We start from the raw sequence: 21,049 nt of genomic DNA on the forward strand, positions 1-21,049 counted from the left end.
CACTTTCGCAACGTTGAAGGTTGCGAAAGTGGCTTTCGCAACGGCAGGTCGCCCGTCGGCCGGGCTACCCCAGCAGCAGCTTCACCAGCCGCCCGATCTGCTCGGTCTCGATCAGGAACGAGTCGTGCCCGTACGGCGAGCCGATGACGGCGAACTCCGCCTCGCCGATCCCGTCCGCGATGGCCCGCGACTGGTACAGCGGGTAGAGCCGGTCGCTGTCCACCCCGGCGGCGACCGTGCGCGCGGTGATCCGGCCGAGCGCGTTCGCGACACCGCCCCGCCCGCGCCCGACGTCGTGCGTGTTCATCGATTCGGTGAGCACCACGTAACTGCCGGCGTCGAACCGGCGGGAAAGCTTCCCGGCATGATGGTCCAAATAGGACTCGACGGCGAATCGCCCGCCGTGCAAGGGGTCTTCGCCGTCCTGATGGCGACGCCCGAAGCGTTGCGCCAGTTCGGCCTCGCTGCGATAGGTCGCGTGCGCGATCCGGCGCGCGATGCCGAGGCCGGCTTCCGGGCCGCCGCCGGGGACGTCGTGATAGTCGCCGCCGCGCCAGCCCGGATCGGCACGGATGGCGTGCAGCTGCGGCGCGGCCCAGGCGATCTGGTCGGCCGACGCCTGCGCGGTCGACGCGAGCACGAGCAGCGCCGCGACCCGCTCCGGTTCGCTCACCGCCCATTCCAGCGCACGCATCCCGCCCATCGAACCGCCGATCACCGCGGCCCACCGGCCGATGCCCAGCGCGTCGGCGAGGACGGTCTCCGCGCCCACCTGGTCTCGGACGGTCACAGCGGGAAACCTGCTGCCCCAAGCGTTCCCGTCCGGATGTCGCGAAGACGGGCCGGTCGATCCCTGGCAGCCGCCGAGCACGTTCGGGACCACCACGAAGAACGTGTCGGTGTCGATCGCCTTTCCCGGCCCGATCAGGCCGTCCCACCAGCCGGGGCTGACGTGGCCTTCCTCCGCGGGGCCGACGGCGTGGCTGTCCCCCGTCAGGGCGTGCTCGACGAGAATCGCGTTGGAGGCACCGGGATCCAGCGTCCCCCAGGTCTCGTAGGCGAGTGTGAAGGGCAGCGTGCCGCCGGTTTCGAGCGCCTGGACGCCGGTGACGAAGCGGCGACGTCCAGGCGGCTCTCCCTCTCGCCAAGCACCGGTCACAGAGCGGCCTTGGCCGCCCGGAATCCGGCCTCGAGATCGGCTTTGAGGTCCTCGATCCCTTCCAGCCCGACGGCGAGCCGCACGAGGCCCGGCGTGACACCGCTCGACAGCTGCTCCTCCGCCGTGAGCTGGCTGTGCGTCGTCGAGGCCGGGTGCACGATCAGGCTGCGCACGTCACCGATGTTGACCAGCTGGCTGTGCAGTTCCGTACCGTCCACAAAGGCCCGTCCGGCTTCGGTGCCGCCGCGCAGGTCGAACGACAGCACCGCGCCGGCACCCTTCGGCAGGTACTTCTTGGCGGCCTCGTGGTACGGGCTCGACGGCAGCCCGGCGTAGTACACCTTCTCGACCTCGTCGCGCTGCTCCAGCCATTCGGCCAGGGCCTGCGCATTGGAGACGTGCCGCTCCAGCCGCAGGGAAAGCGTCTCGATCCCTTGCAGGATCAGGAAACTGTTCAACGGTGCGATCGCGGCGCCGGTGTCGCGCAGGATCTGGACCCGGGCCTTGGCGGCGAACGCGCCCGGGCCGAGGGCCTCCCAGTACTTGAGGCCGTGGTAGCTCGGGTCGGCCTCGTTGAAGCCGGGGAACCGCGCCGGATCCTTGCCGAAATCGAAGGTGCCGCCGTCGACCAGCACCCCGGCGACCGTGGTGCCGTGTCCGCCGAGGTACTTGGTCGCCGAGTGGACCACGATGTCGGCGCCGTGCTCGATCGGGCGCACGAGGTACGGCGTCGGCACGGTGTTGTCCACGACCAGCGGGACCCCGGACTCGTGCGCGGCGTCGGCGACCGCGCGGATGTCGAGCACGTTGCTGCCCGGGTTGGCCAGCGTTTCGGCGAAGAACAGCTTGGTGTTGGGCCGGACGGCGGCCTTCCACTGCTCGATGTCGTCCTGGTCCTCGACGAACGAGACCTCGATGCCGAGCTTCGGCAGCGTGTAGTGGAAGAGGTTGTAGGTGCCGCCGTAGAGGGACGGGCTGGAGACGAAGTGGTCGCCCGCGTTCGCGAGGTTGAGGATGGCCGCCGTCGTCGCCGCGCTCCCGGAGGCGAACGCCAGCGCCGCGACCCCGCCTTCGAGCGCGGCGATCCGCTGCTCCAGCACGTCCTGCGTCGGATTGTTGATCCGCGTGTAGATGTTGCCGGGCTCGGCGAGGCTGAAGAGGTCGGCACCGTGCTGGCTGTCGCGGAACACGTACGAGGTGGTCTGGTAGATCGGGGTCGCCCGCGCGCCGGTGGCGGTGTCCGGCGCCGCACCCGCGTGGATCTGCTTGGTCTCGAACGACCATCCGTCCGCGCTCATCGCGATTCTCCTAGCGGTTCAAGGGTTTTCGGCTGTTGGCACCGAAGCTAGCTCCGCCGGACGGAGCACCCAACTGCTCTCAGGACGTGGGATTCTTTTCCTGAAGAGCGAACCTGTTGCCCTCCGAGTCGGTGAACATCGCCCACCAGCCCCATGGCTGCTTCTCCGGCCGCGCGGGGAACTCGACCCCCTTCGCCGAAAGCTCCTCGTACGTCTTTTCGATGTCGTCGGCGTAGAAGAAGAAGTTGCCCGTCGGGAGTTCGTCCCGCACTTCGAAGCGCTTGAGGTCCTCCGGCGCGGTGCTCAGGACGAGCGACGTCACCCCATCGGCTGAAGTGACCTCGACCCACCGGTTCCCGTTGTCGTCATACGGCACGTCGGTGGTGATCTCGAATCCGACGACTTCGGACCAAAACCGCTTCGCCCGATCCTGGTCCCGTACTCCGACGACGATCTTGTGCACACCCTGAATCGCCACTTCGACTCCTTTGTATCCATAATGGATATAACTAAATCGGAGTGTATGCTTCGCGGATGGCCGACGGCAACCCGCAGCTCACCCCCGCCGCGTTCCAGACCCTGCTGGCACTCGCGAAAGGCCGCGCGCACGGCTACGCGATCATGGGTTTCGTCGACGAGGTGAGCGGAGGTACCACCCAGCTCGGCCCGGGCACGCTGTACCGGACGCTCGCCCGGCTCGCCGCCGACGGCCTGGTCGAGGAGGCCGCGGACGCGAGCGAGGACCAGCCGCACGACTCGCGCCGCCGCTACTACCGGCTGACTCGCGCCGGCCGGGACGTCGCCGCGCGCGAAGCCGAGTTCCTGAGCAGGCTCGTCGCCGTGGCCGGGCAGGCCGGGCTGCTGAAGCGGGCGGAGTCGGCGTGAGCCGGCCGCTCGGCTTGACACCGCATCTGTTCGTCAAGGACGTCGACGCGTCGCTTTCCTTCTACGCCAAGGCGTTCGGCGCCGTGGAGCTGTTCCGCAACGTGCTGCCGAACGGGGTCGTGCTGTTCGTGGAACTCGCGGTCGGCGACGCGCGGCTGCTGGTGAGCCAGGAGATCCCGCAGCTCGACGCGCTCGCGCCCGCCACCCTCGGCGGCACTCCGATGCTGCTCGTTCTGGAGACCGAGGACCCCGACGACCTCGCGCGGCGCGCCGTGTTCGCGGGCGCCACGGTGGAGGCGCCGGTCGAGGAGATGTTCTTCGGCGAGCGCTACGGCCGGATCGCCGACCCGGACGGCCACCGATGGGCGCTGACGACCAAACGGGAGCGGTTCACACCGGAGGACATCGACGCGCGGACGCCTCGCGAGGTCTGACGTGTGCGGCGGTCCCACCTGCTGGACAATCGCCCCATGGTTTCCGTGCGCAGTGTCGTCGACCGGGTGGGGCCGACGCTGTTGCACGCCCTCCAGGTCCCCGAGGAGTCCCCGGCCGTCGGCGACGTCGTCATCGCCGAACCCGGCAACACCCTCGCCGCGGGCGATCTCGTCCTCGGCGTCGCGATCACCGAAACGCCGGACGCCGCGGAACTCGTCCGGCTCAGCGCGGCCAAAGGCGCCGCCGCCGTCCTGCTGAAACCGCCGCTCGCGGCGAAACCCTCGGTGAAACGGGCGGCGAAATCGGCGGACATCGCCTTGATCGAGGTGCGCTCGGCGACGTCGTGGGCCCAGCTCGTCTGGCTGCTCAGGACGGTCCTCGACGCGCTGGCCGACGAGTCGGACGCGCTGGAGGACGGCGGCGGCCCCGGCTCCGGTGACCTGTTCCGCCTCGCGGACGCCGTCGCTTCGGTGGTCGACGCTCCCGTGACCATCGAGGACACCAACTCGCGGGTGCTGGCGTACTCGGCCCGGCAGGACCTGACCGACTCGGCGCGTGTGTCCACGATCATGGGCCGCCGCATCCCCGACGACGTGCTCGCGCGGTTCCGTTCACGTGGGGTGTTCCGCGAGCTTTCCCGCGGGCGGCAGACGATCTTCGTGCCCGCGCAGCGTGACGGCACCCTGCCCCGGCTCATCGTGCCGATCCGGATGGGTGGCGAGTTGCTGGGATCGATGTGGGCGGTCGTCGCGGGCCCGGTCTCCGACGAACGCGCGGCCGCGTTCGCCGACGCGGCGCCCGTCGTCGCGCTGCACCTGCTGCGCCGCCGCGCGCACACCGATTCGCAACGCCGGGTCTCGGCCGAACTCCTGCGCGCCGTCCTGGAAGGAAAGGCCAGCCCGCGCAAGGCGATCGCGGAACTCGACCTCTCCGAGGAGCCGCACCGCGTGGTCGTCATCGAGGTGGCCGGCGGCGACGGCCACGACGACGAGGGCCTGCGGCTCGCCCTCCTCGAACGGATCTCGCAGGGGGTCGGCAGGCGGCCGGTGGCCACCGAACTCGGGGGCCTGCTGTACGCGGTCGTGCCGGACGGCGACGGCTGGGACGAACTCCGGGCGGCGCTCGAAGCCCTGCCGTCGTCGAGAAAGGGCGGGACACCGCGAGCGGCGGCGGGGTCGGCCTGCGAGATCGGCGAACTCGCGACGTCACGGCTTCAGGCCGACGAGGCGTTGGGGCTGCTTCGCGCGAAGCTGGTGCCCGGTCGTGTCGTGGTCTTCGACGAGGCGTGGACCGCCCTTTCGCTGCACCGTGGGGCGACGGCGGCCACGACCGCGAGGGTCGCCGAGCTCGGCCCGCTCGGCTTACTGCGCGCGCACGACGAAGCCCACGAGAGCGGCTACGTCGACACTCTCTACCAATGGCTGCGCCATCCCGGAGACCCGCGCTCGGCCGCGAAGGAACTCCGGATTCATCCCAACACCCTGCGTTACCGGATGCGGCGGTTGCTCGACCTCGTCCCGCTGGACCTCGACGATCCCGACGTCCGGCTGGCCCTGCTCACACAACTCGTTTCCCTGCGATGGAGCTGATTCCACTACAAAATGCTCGGTAGCGAACACTTTATAGTTCGACAAAACCGTCCTCAGACGTCAGGAAAGGGTCTTTCAGGACCTAAAACGTCTTGAAAGACCCTTTCCTGACATCCGACGGTTCAATGCGCGCTGGCGCGATAACCGTCCTCAATGGTCTGCCGCACCGCGGCGAGCAGATCGGCACCGGGGTAAAGCGGCAAAAGAACACCGGGTCCGCCGTCGACCCGCAAGGCGGCTTCGTAGCCGTTTCCCGGGGTTTCGACCAGGCCCACGATGACATCTGCCGGATTGCCTTCGGTGTCGACGGTGCGGACACGCCGCTCCCGCCGCCAGTCCTGATTCGTCATGCGGAACAGAATGGCAGCTTACCGGCCAGTAAGATCAACATCTTGACTCGATCGTGCTGCATTTACCGTTTCGCAGGTTGCACCGCCGTTCCCGATACCCGATAGCCGAGGTCTTCGGCGACGAATCCCTTCGGCACCATCCGGACCCAGACGGTCCCTTTCACACCGGGATCGTCGTGCAGGTAAGAACGAAAACGCGCGTCCCATGCGCCTTCGTCCCGGCCGAGGTACCGGCTCAGCAGCCGCCGTCCACGGGGGACGTCGAACGGCAGCACCTCGGCTTCACCGCGCGCGAGCACCTGCCGCACGAGGCCGGTTCCGACGTCGCACACGTCGACGGTCACCGCGATCGACGGCGATTCGCGGACGAGCCCGGCCAGCCGCGCCCACGGCCCGGTGAGGATCCAGAAAGCCTGTTTCTCCCACAGATACCAGGTGGGACGCACGGTCGGGCCCGCCGCGGCGACCCTGGCCGTGAGCGGACCGGCGAGGAATTCGTCGACGTCGAACATCAGACCTCGAGCAAGGTCTTGCCGAGCGCGCCACGCGACTGCATGACCGCGTGCGCGTCGGCCGCCCGGTCGAGCGGGAACCGTTGGCCGATCACGGGTTCCAGCCTTCCGGCGGCGGCTTCGGCGAGCGCGGACTCGGTGAACGCCCGCAGCTCGGCGGGCCCGCCGAGCCCCCGGATCACCGTGACCCCGCGCGCGGCGGCGTCCTCTTCGGACACCTCCGTCCACGAGCCGCTCGACAGCCCGTAGATCAGCATCCGGCCGCCCGGCCTCAGCAACCCGAACGACGTCTGCCCGATCTCGCCGCCGACCCCGTCGAACACGACGTCGACCTCGCCCGCCTTCACCGCCCAGCCCGGCTCGCGGTAGTCGACCGCCCTATCCGCGCCGTGCTCCCGGACGTGCTCGGTCTTCGCCGCACCACCCGCCGCGCCGACGACTTCGGCGCCGGCCGCCTTGGCGAGCTGGACGACCAGCCCGCCGACCCCGCCGGCCGCTGCTTCCACCAGCACGCGCTCACCGGGGCGGATACCCGCGGCGGTCACCAGCGCGGTGGCCGTGCGGCCGTCGGCGAGGAGCGCGACCGCGTCGTCGAGGGCCAGGCCGTCCGGCACCTCGAAGACGGCGCCGGCGTCGACCGCGACCCGCTCCGCGTAGCCCCCGGCACCGCCGGTCGAGGTCACGACGCGCTTGCCGACCAGGCCGAGGTCGGCCCCCTCCCCGACGGCGCTGATCACGCCGCCGACGCCGTTGCCGGGGATCATCGGCAGTTCGGCGCGGAACGGCCCGCCCCCGCCGGCCCGGAACTGCGTCTCGACGAACGTGATGTTGGCGAAGGCCACCTCGATCAGGACCTGGCCCGCTGCGGGCACCGGATCCGGGGCATCGCCCGCGACGAGCACTTCGGGCCCGCCGAACTCTTTCAACCACACGGCTCTCATGTGACCCAAGGTGCAAGCTCCAGTCGACTGGAGGTCAAGCGATTGTGCCCGGGAAACCATGATCGGTTCCCAACACTGTCGCGGGCGGACGATGACACCGCCGTCCGGGTGGCTCACCGTGAGTGGCAGCACCTTTGTTCGCAGACCCGCCGCCAGGAGGCCTTCCGTGCGTATCGCCGTCCCCCGTGAGATCAAGAAGCACGAATACCGGGTGGCGCTCACCCCGGCGGGCGTGCACGAACTGACCGGGCGCGGCCACGACGTCTTCGTCGAGACCGGCGCCGGTCTCGGCTCGTCCATCACCGACGAGGAATACGTCACCGCGGGCGCGAAGATCCTCGCGACGGCGGAGGAGACCTGGGCCGAAGGCGAGCTCGTGCTCAAGGTCAAGGAGCCGATCGCCGAGGAGTACCCGCGGCTGCGCGCCGACCAGGTGCTGTTCACCTATCTGCACATCGCCGCGGACCGTCCGCTGACCGACGCGCTGCTGGCCGCGGGCACCACCGCGATCGCCTACGAGACGGTGCAGACGCCGAACCGCGCGCTGCCGCTGCTCGCGCCGATGTCCGAGGTCGCCGGACGGCTGGCCCCGCAGGTGGGCGCGTTCTCGCTGATGAAGCCGAGCGGCGGCCGCGGCGTGCTGCCCGGCGGCATCCCCGGTGTGCACCCGGCGCGCGTGGTCGTCATCGGCGGCGGTGTCGCGGGCCTCAACGCGGCGCGGGTCGCGCTCGGCCTCGGCTCGGACGTCGAGATCCTGGACACCAACGTCGACCGGCTCCGCCAGATCGACAACGACTTCGGCGGCCGCATCCGCACGGTGACCTCGAACGCGCTGTCGGTGGAGCAGTCCGTGCTGGAGGCCGACATGGTCATCGGCGCGGTGCTCGTGCCCGGCGCGAAGGCGCCGAAGCTGGTCTCGAACGAGCTCGTTTCGCGGATGCGCCCGGGCAGCGTGCTGGTGGACATCGCGATCGACCAGGGTGGTTGCTTCGCCGACTCGCGGCCGACCACGCACGACGAGCCGACCTACAAGGTCCACGAGTCGGTGTTCTACTGCGTCGCGAACATGCCGGGCGCGGTGCCCCGGACGTCGACCTACGGGCTGACCAACGTGACGCTGCCGTACGCGGTCCAGCTGGCGGAGCACGGCTGGCTGAAGGCGCTGCAGGCCGACGCTTCGCTGGCGAAGGGCCTCAACACGCACGCGGGCGCGCTGACCAACGCCCCCGTCGCCGCCGCGCACGGCCTGCCGGCCACCGACCTGGCCGACGTCCTGGCCTGACCCCACGCCACACTCCCACGCGAGGGACCTTTGCACCCCAGTGCGCAAAGGTCCCTCGCTCCTTTTTACGCCTTTCCGGCCCCTGGGCCCCGCGGTCGCGGCACACTGTCCGCGGGGAGGTACTCGAATGGAATTCGAGGTACTGGGGCCGATCCGCGTCCGATCCGTCACCGTCACCGGACGTCTGCAGAAGATCCTGCTGGGGACGCTGCTGGCGAACGCCAACCGCGACGTTCCGGCGAGCGCGCTCGTCGACGTGTTGTGGCCGGGGGAAGCCGACGACTCCGCGTCGAAGCTGTACCTGCACGTCCACAAGCTGAGGCGACTGCTCGGCGAACCGGATCGGCTGGTGAGCGGAGAAGGCGGCTACCACCTGCGGGTGTCACCGGGGGAACTCGACGCCCAGCGGTTCGAGTCGCTCGTGGACGAGGCCGCCGCGAGCGATCCGCGGCGGTGCGCCGAGTTGTCGCGTGAGGCGCTCGGCCTCTGGCGCGGTGAGCCGTACGACGGCCTCGACTCGCCGGAGCTGGCCGAGCGGGCACGGCTGCTCACCGAGCGCCGGCTGGCCGCGATCGAGACGCTGTGCCAGGCTCAACTCGCCGACGGCGGGCATTCGTCCCTGGTCGACGAGCTGACCGAACTGATCCGCCGTCACCCGTTCCGGGAACGACTGCACGAACTGCTGATGATCGCGCTGTACCGGGCGGGGCGGCGCACGGCTGCCCTGGCCGTCTACCGCGCGGCACGAAGGCTCTTCGTCGAGGAGCTCGGGATCGAACCGAGCCCGGAGCTTCGCGAAGCCGAAAGGCGAATCCTCGCCGGGCTGCCGATCGAACCGGCGGGCTCGCCGTCACCGGCGGTCGTGCCGTCGGAACTGCCCCGCACCGTACGGAACTTCGTCGGCAGAACGGCGGAACTGTCCGAATTGGACGATCAACTCGCCCTGTCCGGCCGGGATTCGGCACCGGTGTGCGTCGTGGTGGGCACCGCGGGTGTCGGCAAGACCGCGACGGTGGTCCGCTGGGGAAACCGGGTTCGTCCCCGCTTCCCCGACGGCCAGCTGTACGTCGACCTCCGAGGTTACGGGCCGGAGCAGCCGCCTTCGGCCGCGAACGTGCTCGAAGGGTTCCTCCAGGCTTTGGGGGTCGAAGGCCCGGCGATCCCTCGCGACCTCACCGCACGGGCGGCCCGGTTCCGGGCACTGGCCGCCCGCCGCCGTCTGCTCGTCGTGCTCGACAACGCGCGGACCTGTGAGCAGGTCCGGCCCCTGCTGCCGATGAGTTCGTCCTGCCACGTCGTCGTGACGAGCCGGGATTCACTCGCCGGTCTGGTGGCCCGCGACGGCGCGAGCCGGATCGTCCTGCGACGGCTGCCGTCTTCCGACGCACGGGAGTTGTTCCGTGGGCTCGCGGGCGAACGGACGGACGGTGCCGCCGACGCGATCGACAAGGTGGTCCGGCAGTGCGTCCGGCTGCCGCTCGCCCTGCGGGTCGCCGCGGAGATCTTCCGGGCCCGCGACAACATCAGCGTCGCCGATCTGGCCGCCGAACTGGCGGACGAGCATCGGCGCCTCGACCTGATGGACGCCGACGGCGACGCGCACACCGCGATCCGCTCGGTGTTCTCCCGGTCCTTCCATCACCTTCCGCCGTCGTCCGCGCGTCTCTTCGTCCTGTGGGGTCTCCATCCGGGGCATGACCTCACCGCGTCCGCGTTCGCCACGCTTTCCGGTGAAGACCTGCGTGCCACCCGGAGGGCTCTCGACGCGCTCACCCGATCGCACCTCGTCGAGGAGGGCTTCGCCGGCCGGTACCGGACGCACGACCTGCTCCGCGCCTACGCACGGGAACTCGCGGACGATATCGAGCCCGCCTGCCGTGAGGCGGCCATGCGGCGGCTGTTCGTGTGGTTCCTGCGCACGGTGATCGCGGCCCGCACGTTCGTCGATCCGAAGGCACGGGTGATCGACTTGAGCGGTGTGGAGGAGACGCGGACCGAAGCACCGTTCCACACCCGCGAAGAGGCGCTCGCCTGGTTCGCCGCCGAGCGCGCGAACCTGGTGACCCTGGTGCGGACCGCGGCGGAACAGGGCGCCGACGATCTCTGCTGTCTGCTGGCCGCCGCGCTGATGCGGTTGTTCTACCTGACCAAACACTGGGACGACTGGCTGGTCACCCACGAGATCGCGGTGACCGCGGCCCGGCGGTCGGGAAGGCGCGTCGACGAGGCGTACCTGCTGCTCGGCCTCGGGATCGCGCACGATGACGTCGGCGGTTTCGAGAAAGCCATCGAGTACTTCCGCACCACGGCGGAGGTGTTCCACGAGCTCGGCAACCGGCACGGGCAGGCGTGGACGTTGAACAACCTCGGCGTGACACAGGACAGCATGGGCCGCTTCGCCGAAGCGGCGAAGAGTTACACGGCCGCGCTGGGGATGTTCCAGGCGGACGGCGACGGCCACGGCGAGGGCATCGCGCTGAACAACCTCGGAGATCTGCGCCGTCAGCAGCGCTTGTTCGACGACTCCCTTCGCCATCTGCGGGACGCCGTCGAACTGCAGCGGAGCACCGGCGATCGCACGTCGCTGCGGTTCACCCTGCGCACCCTCGGCGACCTTTACCGGGACATGGGGCTGCGTGAGCAGGCGAGCGAACGGTATCGGGACGCGCTCGCGATCACGCGCGAACTGGACGACCGGTGGGGCTCGGCCCGGCTGCTCGTGCAGCTCGCCGACCTGTCGGCGGCGGCCGGACGCGAAACCGAGGCGCGGGACCACCTCCACGAGGCGCTCGGTCTGTGCACGGCCACCGGAGACCCGATCGCCGAGAAGATCCGGGCCCGCCTCGGCACGTGAAGGTTCACACGCCGAGGCGGCCGGTTCAGGCGGGGGTTTCCTCGAGTCCGGCGGGCTCGTTCGCCGGTTCGTCCTCGGCCGTCGCCGGTTCGTCAGGGGCGATGACCCCGCCTTGCGACTCGCCCATCCCGGATCCGGTCGTCGGCTCCTTGTCCTCCAGTTGGTTTTCGGGTGCCGGTTCGACGAACCACTTGTCGGGTTCGCTGACCACCGATGGCAGCGTGCCCGGCTCTGGAAAGCCGATCGCGGAGATCTCGATGGCCTTCACATTGGCCGCGAACTCGCCCATCGTCACGAGTGCGCTCTCGAGAAGATCGGCGTAACTGTCGATCAAGGAGTTGATCGCGTCAAGGATGTTCAGCGGGTCGAGGAAGGAGGCACAGGCGGCAGCCGCCCTCGTGATGAACCCGATCGCCAGCCCCCAGGTCTGATACACGAAGGCGGTCGCTTCGGCGAGCCGGCCGCCCACCTCGCCCACCTTCTCGGCCGTGATCTGGCAGCCGTCGATCACTCCCTCGGCGTGCGTCTTGAACGCATCGAACGCGCCTCCTTGCCAGTACGCGTCCAGCGAACCCAGCCCATCGCGCAGTCGCGTCCCCACCGCACTCGGTGTCTTCTGCGCTTCGCCCCATTGTGTGGCGAGCGCCGCCGGGATCCGGGGTTCGCCGATGAGCTGGCGGACGCTGTCGACGACCGCCTGTACCGCGAGAGAGACCGAGCCGGGGGGCGAGACGAAGGGATCCAACAGCTCCGCGGCGGTCAGCACGTTCGCCGCGTCGTTTTCCGGGAAGGGGGCCGGTTCAGTCATCGTCGCCCCCGAGCTGGCTGAGGCCCTCGTAGTACTCATCGTCCTGCAAGGCGTAGGTGTTGGCGACGCTCATGAGAGCTGCCTCCGTGCTCCTGAAACTTTCGACAGCCAACCCGAGTTTCTCGACAACGAGCGTGCACGCCGCGTTGTACACCTCGACGTATCCCACGTTGGTGGCGAGCAGGCCGAGGTCACCCGATTGCATGGTCAGCCCGCCGACCAGGTTCTTGAGTGAGGTCCACGAGTCCTCCGCGGCGCCGAATTCGGTCGCCATCGCCGCGAGCGACTCCGGATAGACCTCGTAGCCGGTTCCCTCTGCCATCAGAGCTTTCTCCGTTCGATTCGCCCGGCCCTGGCGGCCTGTTCGGCCCGCTCGATCGCCGCGAGGAGGTGGCCGCCGAGCGCGGCCGGGTTCATCGCGCGCAGCGCACGTTCGTCGAGGTCGACGGCGACCAGGTCACCGGCCTCGTCGACGTGGACCCTGCCGAGACCGGCGTCGATGTCCGCGCCGGCGAAATGCTCTTCTCGTGCGGTGGCGGCTCGGCGGTCGTCTTCCTCGTCGAGGTCGTGAAGCCGCAGCAGGCCGCTCATCGGACGGCTGCCTGGATCAGCCGCCGGTATTCGGCGCGGGCCTCACGCCGGGCCTGGCCGACCACCTCGACGATGTACGCGCCGAGTTCGCCGCCGCGGCTGCGGGCGACGGCGGCACGATCGATGTGGATCCCGACGAGCCCGCCCCGATGGTCCACCTCCGCCCGCACGAGTCCCCCACGTGCCGAAGCGGTGTAGTGCCGTCCCGCCAGTTCCCCCTCGGCCTGCACGAGCGCGGCCTTGTTCCTCGCGAGCAGCGCCGCGAACTCTCTGATCTTCCGTACCGGATCGGTGTCCACCGGTCGTTCTCCCCTCGTCACCCGAACGACGACAGGATCACGCCCCGACCTTTCCCGAACCTTTCCTGACAAGGGCCCCGATCACGATGCCCTCACCGGGCCACGGCGCCCCGCGCCCTAGGCCACCACCCCGCCAACCGGCGCCGACCGCACCGCGGGGGTCCGGGGACTCGGCCCCCGGGTGATACGACGAAGCCCCACCTCCGGGAATGTGCGCAAGCACCGACCAAGGTGGGGCAAAGGGGCTGAGGGCGGCCCGCTCAACCAGCCTGGGGGTCACTGGGAGCGGGCCGCCTCCTCCATCGTAGGTAATAAGTCGCCGTCGCGCTGCATGGGGTTGCCATGTCTTCCGAATTATTTGTTCACCCAAGTCCTTGATGGTCGGTGATTTTCCATGCTTTGCGACGCATATCCGGTAGTCAGCGGCCATTCGGCGCAGCGGCGGGGACGCCGGAGGGCCGAGCCGTCACCGTGCTCGACGTGACGAAGGTCGCTTTCGGCGGATTGACCCCTTCCTCGGGTGCGGACTCACCCGGTGAGGCAGGATGTCGCGTGATCGGCCTTCGTCAACAAAAGGGGACGGTATGCACGACGGCAGTGGCCGCATCGCGGTGCAGAACCTGAGCAAGCAGTTCGGTGCGGTCAACGCGGTCCAGAATCTGAGCTTCACGGTGGAGCCCGGTTCGGTGACCGGCTTCCTGGGGCCGAACGGCGCCGGGAAGACCACGACGCTCCGGATGCTGCTCGGGCTGGTGACGCCCACGAACGGCACGGCGACCATCAACGGGCGCCCGCACGACCAGCTGGGGAATCCGGCCCGGGTCGTCGGTTCGGTGCTGGAGAACGAGGGTTTCCACCCGGGTCGCACGGCGCGGAATCACCTGCGCGTGTACTCGGCGGCGATCGGGATGCCGGATCAGCGGGTGGACGAGGTACTGGGGCTGGTCGGCCTTTCGTCGGCGGCGGACCGCAAGGCGGGCGGGTTCTCGCTCGGTATGCGGCAGCGGCTGGCGCTGGCGACGGCGTTGCTGGGGAACCCGCAGGTGCTGGTGCTGGACGAGCCGACGAACGGTCTCGACCCCGAGGGCATCCTGTGGCTGCGGAACTTCCTGCGCGCGTACGCGCGTGAGGGGCGCACGGTGCTGGTCTCGAGCCACCTGCTGAACGAGGTGGAGCAGACGATCGACCAGGTCGTGATCATCAGTCAGGGCATGACGCGCTACAACGGCTCGCTGGACCAGTTGCGCAAGAGCAACCAGTCCCGCGTGCTGGTGCAGTCGGCCGACGCGAACGGTCTCGTCTCGGCGTTGCAGGAGGCGGGGATCACGCAGGTGTCGCCGATGCCGGACGGCCGGGTCGCGGTCTCGGGCGCGACGGTGCAGCAGATCGGTGACGTCTCCGCCAAGGCGAGCATCGCGGTCTACGGCATGCAGGAGGAGACCGCGGATCTGGAGCGGATGTTCTTCCAGCTGACGCAGGGTCAGTACGCCGCGCCGCCGCCCGGCTTCCAGCAGGGCCCGCCGCCGGGCTACCAGGGTCCGCCTCCGGGGTATCAGGGCCCGCCGCCCGGTTACCAGGGGCCGCCTCCCGGCTACGCGCCGCAGAACACGCCGCCGCCCGGTTTCGCTCCGCCGCAGCAGCAGTTCCAGCAGCAGCAACCGCAGTATCAGCAGGCCCCGCCTCAGCAACAGGCGCAGCAGCAGGGGCAGAACGAGGGCTGGGGAGGCCAGGGCTGATGGGCAACCTGATCAAGGCGGAGTTCCGCAAGACGCTCACGCTCAAGGCGTGGTGGGCGCTGATGATCCCCGCGGTGGTCTTCGCCTTCGCGTTCGCCCTGTTCTGGGGCATGGTCACCAACGACTTCAGCGACTTCCTCGGCCGCTCGGACACCCGTGAGCTGACCGAGGCGCTCGGCATCTCGACCGGCGAGCTGCCGGTCGGTCTGCTCGCGCTCGGGCACGGCATCAACATCGGCACGATGATCCCGATCATCTTCGGCGTCTTCGCCCTCGCCGGCGAATACACGAAGAAGACGATCACCACGACGTTCCTCACCGCGCCGAACCGGGTTTCGGCGTTGAGCGCGAAGATGATCACCTACATCGCCTGGGGTGCGATCTACGGCGTGATCATCGTGGGCGCGGCGAGCCTCGGCACCGTGATCACGGTCGACAGCCAGCGCTTGCCGACGGCGGGCCAGTGGCTGGGCGTGCTCGGCGCGGGTGTCCTCGCGACGATCCTGGCGACCCTGTTCGGGATCGGGGTCGGCGCGGTCTGGCGCAGCGTGGTCGGCAGCATCATCACGCTGACCATCTGGATGCTGGTGGTCGAGAACGTGCTGGTCTTCGTCATGTTCGGCGCCGCCGACATCACCTGGCTGGGCGGCGTCCTGCCGAACGGCACGGTCAACGGCATCGTGGGCGCCATCGGCGCCGAAGCGTTCGGCGCCGCCGGGGTGAAGGTGCCCGGCCTGCAGGACGAGACGGCGTGGGCGCTGCAGTACGCGGCCGGCGCTCCCGGCGCGTTCTCGTGGTGGGCCTCGGCGCTGATCTTCTTCGGCTGGACGATGATCTTCTTCCTGGCCGGCTGGGCCGTGAACCAGAAGAAGGACATCACGTAGGTCACAGCCTCCCGCCGCACACGCGCCATGAACGGTCCGTTCCTTGCGAAATTCGCAAGGAACGGACCGTTCATGGCGTTCGGCCCTGCGCGAACCGCCCGGGACTGTCGGTGCGCACGCCTAGGCTTGCGGGGTGACTACTGCTCCACCTCGTCCGCGTCAAGCCAGTCCGGCTCGTGAGACCGCCCCCGCGCCCACCGGAGGCTGGATCCGCCGCCTGGCCGCTTCGTGCTGGAAACATCCTTGGCTCGTCGTGCTCTCGCTGGGCGCGGCGATCATCGGCGTCGGGCTCCAGGCCGCGGGTCCGCTGCTGATCCGCGAGGCGCTGGACGACGCCGTCGCGGGCGACACCTCCCGCCTCGGCCTGCTCGCCGCGGTGATGGCGGTGCTGCAGGTGCTGACGTTCGGCAATGCCTTCGCCCGCCGGTACGTCGGCGGGCGGCTGGCCCTCGACGTCCAGCACGACCTGCGCCGCCAGGTGTTCGGCGCGGTCTCGCGGCTCGACGGCGGCAAGCAGGACGCGTTGCGCACCGGCCAGGTCGCCTCGCGCGCGATCTCGGATCTGCAGCTGGTCACGTCGGTCCTGATGCAGGTGCCGCTTTCGGCGGGTTCGGTGATCTTCGCGTTGCTGTCGCTCGGCGCGATGCTGTGGATGTCGCCGGCGCTGACCCTGATCGCGATGGTGGTCGCCCCGGCGATCGCGATCATCATGGCGGTGAGCCGGAAGCGGCTCTTCCCGGCGACGTGGGCGGCACAGCAGCGTGCGGCCGACGTCGCGCAGCAGGTGGAGGAGACCGTTACCGGCGTACGCGTCGTGAAGGGCTTCGGCCAGGAAGCGCGCGAAGTCGCGAAGCTGGAGAAGACGGCGAAGAAGCTCTTCGCGGAACGCATGCGCGCGGCCCGGCTCTCGTCCTTGCCGACGGCCACGACGGCGGCGCTCCCCGCGGCGGGTCAGGTCGCGGTGCTGGCGGTCGGCGGCATCCTCGCGCTGAAGGGCGAAGTCAGCCTCGGCACCTTCCTGGCCTTCGCGACCTATCTGTCCATCCTGATCGGTCCGGCACGGATGATCTCGAGTCTCGTCGTGCAGGCCCAGCTGACCAGGGCGGGCGCGGAGCGGGTCAACGAACTCATCGACGCGCAGCCGGACGTCGTGGACAGCCCGGACGCGCGGCCGCTGCCCGATGGACCGCTCGGCGTCCGGCTGGAGGACGTCTCCTTCGGCTACACGCGGTCGGATCCCGTGCTCGACGGGCTCACCCTGGAAGCCCGGCCGGGCGAGACGCTCGCGCTGGTCGGCACGGCCGGGTCCGGCAAATCGACGATCTCGTTGCTGCTCCCCCGGTTCTACGACGTGCACAGCGGCTCGATCCAGGTCGGTGATCTCGACGTCCGAGACGTCCGGCAACGAGACCTGCGCAGCGCCATCGGCGTGGTCTTCGAGGAGGCGTTCCTCTTCTCCTCCTCGGTACGCGACAACATCGCCTACGGCAGGCCGGACGCGAGCGACGAGGAGATCCGCGCGGCCGCGCGGGCGGCGGAGGCGGACGAGTTCATCCAGCGCCTCCCCGACGGCTACGACACGCTCGTCGGCGAGCGCGGTCTCACGCTGTCGGGCGGCCAGCGGCAGCGGCTCGGCCTCGCCAGGGCGCTGATGACCGATCCGCGCGTGCTGGTCCTCGACGACGCGACGTCCGCCATCGACACGGTCACCGAGGCCGCGATCCACGACACGCTGCGTTCGGTCACCGCGAGCCGGACGACGCTGCTGATCGCGCACCGCCGGTCCACCCTCGCCCTCGCCGACCGGATCGCCGTGCTCGACAAGGGCCGCGTCGTCGACGTCGGCACCGAGGAGGAGCTTCTCGAGCGCTGCCCGCTGTTCCGCGAACTCGTGGCGGGTCCGGGTGACGACGTCGAGGAGCCGCATCGCTGCGAGGGGCTGGACTGCGGCCCGGCGGGAATCACCCCGGCTCTGTGGCCGGAGCAGGACAAGGCCGACGAGCTGGCGGGCGAGCGGAAGGGCTCGGGCGGTGAGTGGGACGTCGACCTGCCGCCGAGCCGGGAACTCATCGAAGGCGTCCGGAAACTGCCACCCGCCACGGACGTTCCGCGCCTGCCGGGCACCGACGTCACCGCGCCCGAACCGAAGTTCCGTCTCGGCCGCCTGCTGAAACCGGTGCGCGGCCCGCTCGCCGTGGTGATCGGGCTGGTCGCGGCGGACGCGCTGGCCACCATCGCGATGCCCGCGCTGTACCAGCACGGCATCGACAACGGGGTGCGCGCCGGGGCGGAGGCGGTGATCTGGCTGGCCGCCGGCATCGGCGCGCTGGTGATCCTCACCGACTGGCTGGTGGTCTACCTCCAGACCAAGATGACCGCGCGGGTCGGCGAGACGGTGCTGTATTCGCTGCGCGTCCGCAGTTACGCCCACCTGCAACGGCTCGGTCTCGACTTCTACGAACGCGAACTGTCCGGGAAGATCATGACCCGGATGACGACCGACGTCGACGCGCTTTCGACCTTCCTGCAGACCGGTGTCGCGCAGGCCGTGGTGAGCGCGCTGACACTGGTCGGGATCGCGGCCGCGTTGATGATCACCGACATCGGGCTGGCCGCGTACGCGCTCGCGGTGCTGCCGATCCTCGTCGTGGCGACGGTGATCTTCCGGCGGGCGTCGTCCAAGGCGTACACCGAAGCCCGGGAACGGGTCAGCGTCGTCAACGCGGACATGCAGGAGAACGTGAACGGGCTGCGGGTCGCGCAGGCGTACACCCGCGAGGAGCGGACGGCGGAGAAGTTCGCTTCCCGCAGCGACGAGTACCGCCGTTCGCGGCTGCGTGCCCAGCGCTATGTCGCCACGTACTTCCCTTTCGCGGCGATGCTTTCCGGATTGGCCGAGGTGGTCGTGCTGATCGTCGGCGCGAACCGGGTCGCGGCGGGCACGCTGTCGGCCGGTGTGCTGGTGGCGTTCCTGCTGTACCTCGGCCAGTTCTTCTCGCCGATCCAGCAGCTGTCCTCGGTGTTCGACGGCTATCAGCAGGCGCGGGTCGGCCTGACCCGTATCGGCGATCTGCTGCGGACGCCGACTTCCGTTCCGGCGGCGGAAAACCCGGTCGCGATGCCGGGCCGCCTGCGCGGCGAGGTCTCCTTCAAGGACGTCGACTTCGCTTACACCGCAACGGATGAACCCGCTCTGAAGCAGCTCTCACTGGACGTCGCGCCCGGCGAGACTGTCGCACTGGTCGGCGCGACGGGCGCCGGGAAGTCGACGGCGGTGAAGCTCGTCGCGCGGTTCTACGACGCGACCGGCGGCGTGGTCCGGATCGACGGGACCGACATCCGCGAGTACGACCTCGCCGCCCTGCGCACGCGAATGGGCGTGGTGCCGCAGGAAGCGCATCTGTTCTCGGGGACCGTCGCGGACAATGTGCGCTATGGCAGGCCTTCCGCGACGGACGCGGAGGTCGAGGAAGCGGTGCGGTCCGTCGGCGCGCTCGACGGTGTCGCCGCGCTCCCGGCCGGTTTCCACCAGCCCGTCGGTGAACGCGGGCGGTCCCTTTCGGCCGGGCAACGGCAACTCGTCGCCCTCGCCCGCGCCGAACTCGTGGACCCGGACGTCCTTTTGCTCGACGAGGCGACCGCGGCACTCGACCCGTCCACCGAAGCCGCCGTCCTGCGCGCGACGGAACAGCTCGCCCGCCGCCGCACGACCTTCGTGGTCGCGCACCGTCTCGCCACCGCCGCCAAGGCGGACCGGATCGTGGTCCTGGACCACGGCCGGATCATCGAACAGGGCACACACTCGGAACTGGTCGCCGCGGGCGGCCATTACGCGCGCCTCTGGTCCCTCGGCTGACCAGGCTTCGCGAGTGGTGGCGGTTTCGCGCGTGACTGGCCGGACGCCACGCGACCGTGTCGCCGGCCGCGGCCGTGTCGTCCCTCCAGTCACACGCGCCGTCCACCCGATCACACGCGCCGTCCATCCGGTCACGTGAAATCGGCGGTGCCGGCACTCACGACATCCGCCGCCACTCACCCTTGGGAACGCGGCTCCGGCGGAGGTGTTGCGAAAGCCACTTTCGCAACCCTCAACGTTGCGAAAGTGGCTTTCGCAACACCCGCTTTCCCACACGACCGCACCGGATAGGACCGTAAGGGTCCCAGCCAGAAACGCCGCTCACCCAGCCGCGAGATCGAGCTGGAACTGCGCCCCCGGAGCCTCCGGCTCCCACCCACGCGCCAGCGCGAGCCGGATCGCCCGTTCGACATCCGAAGGCAGCACGGCCTTCGACGGCACCCCCATGTAGTTCAACGGGTGCGCGTGAGCCGTCTGAACCACCAGCACCGCACCCCGCGCGTCCTCCAATTCCACCCCGTACGAAAGGAAATACCCGCCGTTCTGTGCGTAGGTGGGCTTCCGCCGGACGATCCACCGGTAAGCGGTGTCATCGACGATGATCCGTCGCGATCCCTTGCGCAGCAATGCCATGACGCCAGCATGAACCGGCGGGCAAGGGAATTTCGGTCGCGCACGCCCACGGCACCTGTCACGCTGAACAGGAAATGAAAGAAGAGATCCCGGCGCGCCAGATCCGCGCCCTGTACACCGAAACCACGATCCGCGTCTATCAGGCGTACTCGCCGTCCATCGCCGACGCCGCGCTGAAGGCGGGCACGTTCGTGCCGCCGTTCAAACGCGAACGCATGACCTGGATCAAGCCGTCCTTCCTCTGGATGGCGTACCGCTGCGGCTGGGCGGCGAAGCCCGGCCAAGAGCGCGTGCTCGCCCTCGACATCACTCGCGAGGGTTTCGCGTGGGCGCTCGGACACGCGGCGCTCAGCCACTACGACCCCGACGTCCACTCCGACCAGAAGGCGTGGCAGGCCGAGGTCAAGGCCAGCCCGGTCCGCATCCAGTGGGATCCGGAACGCAGTATCCGGCTCGGCGCGCTGAAGCACCGTTCGCTCCAGATGGGCCTGAGCGGCGAGGCTGTCGATCGCTATGTCGACAAATGGATCACGGCGGTCACCGACGTCACCCCGGTCATGCGCGAGATCGGCACCCTGGTCGCGGCGAACCGCATCGAGGACGCCGAAGCGCTGCTACCCGCGGAGCGTCCGTACCCCGGCTAAGCCCGCCACTTGAGGCCGCTCATCCCGGCGACCTCGAGGTCCTGAGGCGAAGCCCAGCGGACGGTCCCCGGCCGGACGTGCACCCCGGCCGTCACCGTCCAGTCCGGCTCGTCGGGCTCGACGTGCTCCATCTCCTTGAAGTCGTCGAGGGTCGGCCAGACCGCCGAGCACGAGTCGCACATCAGCACGACCTTGCCGGATTCGGTGACCAGCGGGCGCACGCGCCCCTCGTCCCAGAACGACGGGCACTCGTCGAGCCACATCGGCTGCCACCACCTCGCGGGCGATCGGCG

General features: G+C 69.7%; 21 protein-coding genes. 9 read left to right on the forward strand and 12 right to left on the reverse strand.

The genetic code is table 11. The features are described from left to right. Positions 1-64 precede the first annotated feature (64 nt). The 3 genes from metX to ACOCEP_RS04400 all read right to left on the reverse strand — a co-directional run bounded on the left by metX (position 65) and on the right by ACOCEP_RS04400 (position 2,935). Positions 65-1,159, reverse strand: coding sequence for a homoserine O-acetyltransferase MetX (metX, locus tag ACOCEP_RS04390; RefSeq protein WP_482335890.1), 1,095 nt, complete (start codon positions 1,157-1,159; stop codon positions 65-67). Then, complete coding sequence (locus tag ACOCEP_RS04395) at positions 1,156-2,457, reverse strand: bifunctional o-acetylhomoserine/o-acetylserine sulfhydrylase (RefSeq protein WP_482335891.1); 1,302 nt, start codon at positions 2,455-2,457, stop codon at positions 1,156-1,158. Before ACOCEP_RS04395 ends, metX begins: the two co-directional genes overlap by 4 nt. A 79-nt stretch (positions 2,458-2,536) precedes the next feature. Beyond that, positions 2,537-2,935, reverse strand: a complete 399-nt coding sequence (locus tag ACOCEP_RS04400; RefSeq protein ID WP_482335892.1) for a VOC family protein — start codon at positions 2,933-2,935, stop codon at positions 2,537-2,539. Between the two features lie 56 nt (positions 2,936-2,991). Between ACOCEP_RS04400 and ACOCEP_RS04405 the strand changes: the two genes are divergently transcribed. From ACOCEP_RS04405 to ACOCEP_RS04415, 3 genes are read left to right on the forward strand one after another with little or no spacing between them, the layout of a single operon-like run. After that, on the forward strand, positions 2,992-3,342 hold the full coding sequence (locus ACOCEP_RS04405; protein WP_482335893.1) for a PadR family transcriptional regulator: 351 nt from the start codon (positions 2,992-2,994) through the stop codon (positions 3,340-3,342). Beyond that, complete coding sequence (locus ACOCEP_RS04410) at positions 3,339-3,776, forward strand: VOC family protein (protein ID WP_482335894.1); 438 nt, start codon at positions 3,339-3,341, stop codon at positions 3,774-3,776. Before ACOCEP_RS04405 ends, ACOCEP_RS04410 begins: the two co-directional genes overlap by 4 nt. Positions 3,777-3,812: 36 nt before the next feature. Continuing rightward, positions 3,813-5,366 (forward strand): helix-turn-helix domain-containing protein, encoded by a 1,554-nt coding sequence (locus ACOCEP_RS04415; protein WP_482335895.1) that lies wholly within the window; start codon positions 3,813-3,815, stop codon positions 5,364-5,366. A 122-nt stretch (positions 5,367-5,488) separates the two neighbouring features. Here the strand turns inward: ACOCEP_RS04415 and ACOCEP_RS04420 are convergent, their stop codons facing one another. The 3 genes from ACOCEP_RS04420 to ACOCEP_RS04430 all read right to left on the reverse strand — a co-directional run bounded on the left by ACOCEP_RS04420 (position 5,489) and on the right by ACOCEP_RS04430 (position 7,169). Further along, complete coding sequence (locus ACOCEP_RS04420) at positions 5,489-5,716, reverse strand: hypothetical protein (RefSeq protein WP_034309241.1); 228 nt, start codon at positions 5,714-5,716, stop codon at positions 5,489-5,491. Positions 5,717-5,778: 62 nt separating this feature from the next. Next, the gene (locus tag ACOCEP_RS04425; protein ID WP_482335897.1) at positions 5,779-6,228 is read right to left on the reverse strand and encodes a pyridoxamine 5'-phosphate oxidase family protein; all 450 of its coding nucleotides are present in this window, start codon (positions 6,226-6,228) and stop codon (positions 5,779-5,781) included. Further along, positions 6,228-7,169 (reverse strand): zinc-binding dehydrogenase, encoded by a 942-nt coding sequence (locus tag ACOCEP_RS04430; RefSeq protein ID WP_482335898.1) that lies wholly within the window; start codon positions 7,167-7,169, stop codon positions 6,228-6,230. The genes ACOCEP_RS04425 and ACOCEP_RS04430 overlap by 1 nt, the downstream gene beginning before the upstream one ends. 166 nt (positions 7,170-7,335) lie before the next feature. On the opposite strand from ACOCEP_RS04430, the gene ald reads away from it, so the two are divergent. Both ald and ACOCEP_RS04440 read left to right on the forward strand, forming a co-directional pair. Continuing rightward, entirely contained in the window at positions 7,336-8,451 is a 1,116-nt protein-coding gene (ald, locus tag ACOCEP_RS04435) for an alanine dehydrogenase (protein ID WP_257484472.1), read from the forward strand. 127 nt (positions 8,452-8,578) lie between these two features. Continuing rightward, entirely contained in the window at positions 8,579-11,305 is a 2,727-nt protein-coding gene (locus tag ACOCEP_RS04440) for an AfsR/SARP family transcriptional regulator (protein ID WP_482335900.1), read from the forward strand. Between the two features lie 25 nt (positions 11,306-11,330). Here ACOCEP_RS04440 and ACOCEP_RS04445 read toward each other — a convergent pair whose 3' ends face one another. From ACOCEP_RS04445 to ACOCEP_RS04460, 4 genes are read right to left on the reverse strand one after another with little or no spacing between them, the layout of a single operon-like run. After that, positions 11,331-12,071, reverse strand: a complete 741-nt coding sequence (locus ACOCEP_RS04445; protein WP_482335901.1) for a hypothetical protein — start codon at positions 12,069-12,071, stop codon at positions 11,331-11,333. Positions 12,072-12,105: 34 nt separating this feature from the next. Then, positions 12,106-12,435, reverse strand: a complete 330-nt coding sequence (locus ACOCEP_RS04450; protein WP_482335903.1) for a hypothetical protein — start codon at positions 12,433-12,435, stop codon at positions 12,106-12,108. Continuing rightward, complete coding sequence (locus tag ACOCEP_RS04455; protein WP_482335904.1) at positions 12,435-12,704, reverse strand: hypothetical protein; 270 nt, start codon at positions 12,702-12,704, stop codon at positions 12,435-12,437. Before ACOCEP_RS04455 ends, ACOCEP_RS04450 begins: the two co-directional genes overlap by 1 nt. Continuing rightward, positions 12,701-13,003 carry a YbaB/EbfC family nucleoid-associated protein gene (locus ACOCEP_RS04460; protein ID WP_482335905.1) on the reverse strand — a complete coding sequence of 101 codons (303 nt, stop codon included), beginning with the start codon at positions 13,001-13,003 and terminating at the stop codon, positions 12,701-12,703. The genes ACOCEP_RS04455 and ACOCEP_RS04460 overlap by 4 nt, the downstream gene beginning before the upstream one ends. A gap of 584 nt (positions 13,004-13,587) precedes the next feature. Between ACOCEP_RS04460 and ACOCEP_RS04465 the strand changes: the two genes are divergently transcribed. The 3 genes from ACOCEP_RS04465 (at position 13,588) to ACOCEP_RS04475 (ending at position 19,479) form a co-directional block, all read left to right on the forward strand. Then, positions 13,588-14,739, forward strand: coding sequence for an ABC transporter ATP-binding protein (locus ACOCEP_RS04465; RefSeq protein WP_482335906.1), 1,152 nt, complete (start codon positions 13,588-13,590; stop codon positions 14,737-14,739). Then, the gene (locus ACOCEP_RS04470) at positions 14,739-15,623 is read left to right on the forward strand and encodes an ABC-2 transporter permease (protein ID WP_005150670.1); all 885 of its coding nucleotides are present in this window, start codon (positions 14,739-14,741) and stop codon (positions 15,621-15,623) included. The genes ACOCEP_RS04465 and ACOCEP_RS04470 overlap by 1 nt, the downstream gene beginning before the upstream one ends. Before the next feature lie 133 nt (positions 15,624-15,756). Next, complete coding sequence (locus ACOCEP_RS04475; RefSeq protein ID WP_482335907.1) at positions 15,757-19,479, forward strand: ABC transporter ATP-binding protein; 3,723 nt, start codon at positions 15,757-15,759, stop codon at positions 19,477-19,479. Between the two features lie 321 nt (positions 19,480-19,800). On the opposite strand, the gene ACOCEP_RS04480 is transcribed toward ACOCEP_RS04475, so the two are convergent. Next, positions 19,801-20,112 carry a hypothetical protein gene (locus ACOCEP_RS04480; protein WP_482335908.1) on the reverse strand — a complete coding sequence of 104 codons (312 nt, stop codon included), beginning with the start codon at positions 20,110-20,112 and terminating at the stop codon, positions 19,801-19,803. A 74-nt stretch (positions 20,113-20,186) separates the two neighbouring features. On the opposite strand from ACOCEP_RS04480, the gene ACOCEP_RS04485 reads away from it, so the two are divergent. Next, complete coding sequence (locus ACOCEP_RS04485) at positions 20,187-20,756, forward strand: DUF4291 domain-containing protein (protein WP_482335909.1); 570 nt, start codon at positions 20,187-20,189, stop codon at positions 20,754-20,756. Here ACOCEP_RS04485 and ACOCEP_RS04490 read toward each other — a convergent pair. Continuing rightward, the gene (locus ACOCEP_RS04490) at positions 20,753-21,019 is read right to left on the reverse strand and encodes a hypothetical protein (protein WP_482335910.1); all 267 of its coding nucleotides are present in this window, start codon (positions 21,017-21,019) and stop codon (positions 20,753-20,755) included. The two genes, ACOCEP_RS04485 and ACOCEP_RS04490, sit on opposite strands and share 4 nt — an antisense overlap. Between the last annotated feature and the right edge of the window lie 30 nt (positions 21,020-21,049).

The sequence above is a fragment of the Amycolatopsis sp. CA-211722 genome, from assembly GCF_056828465.1.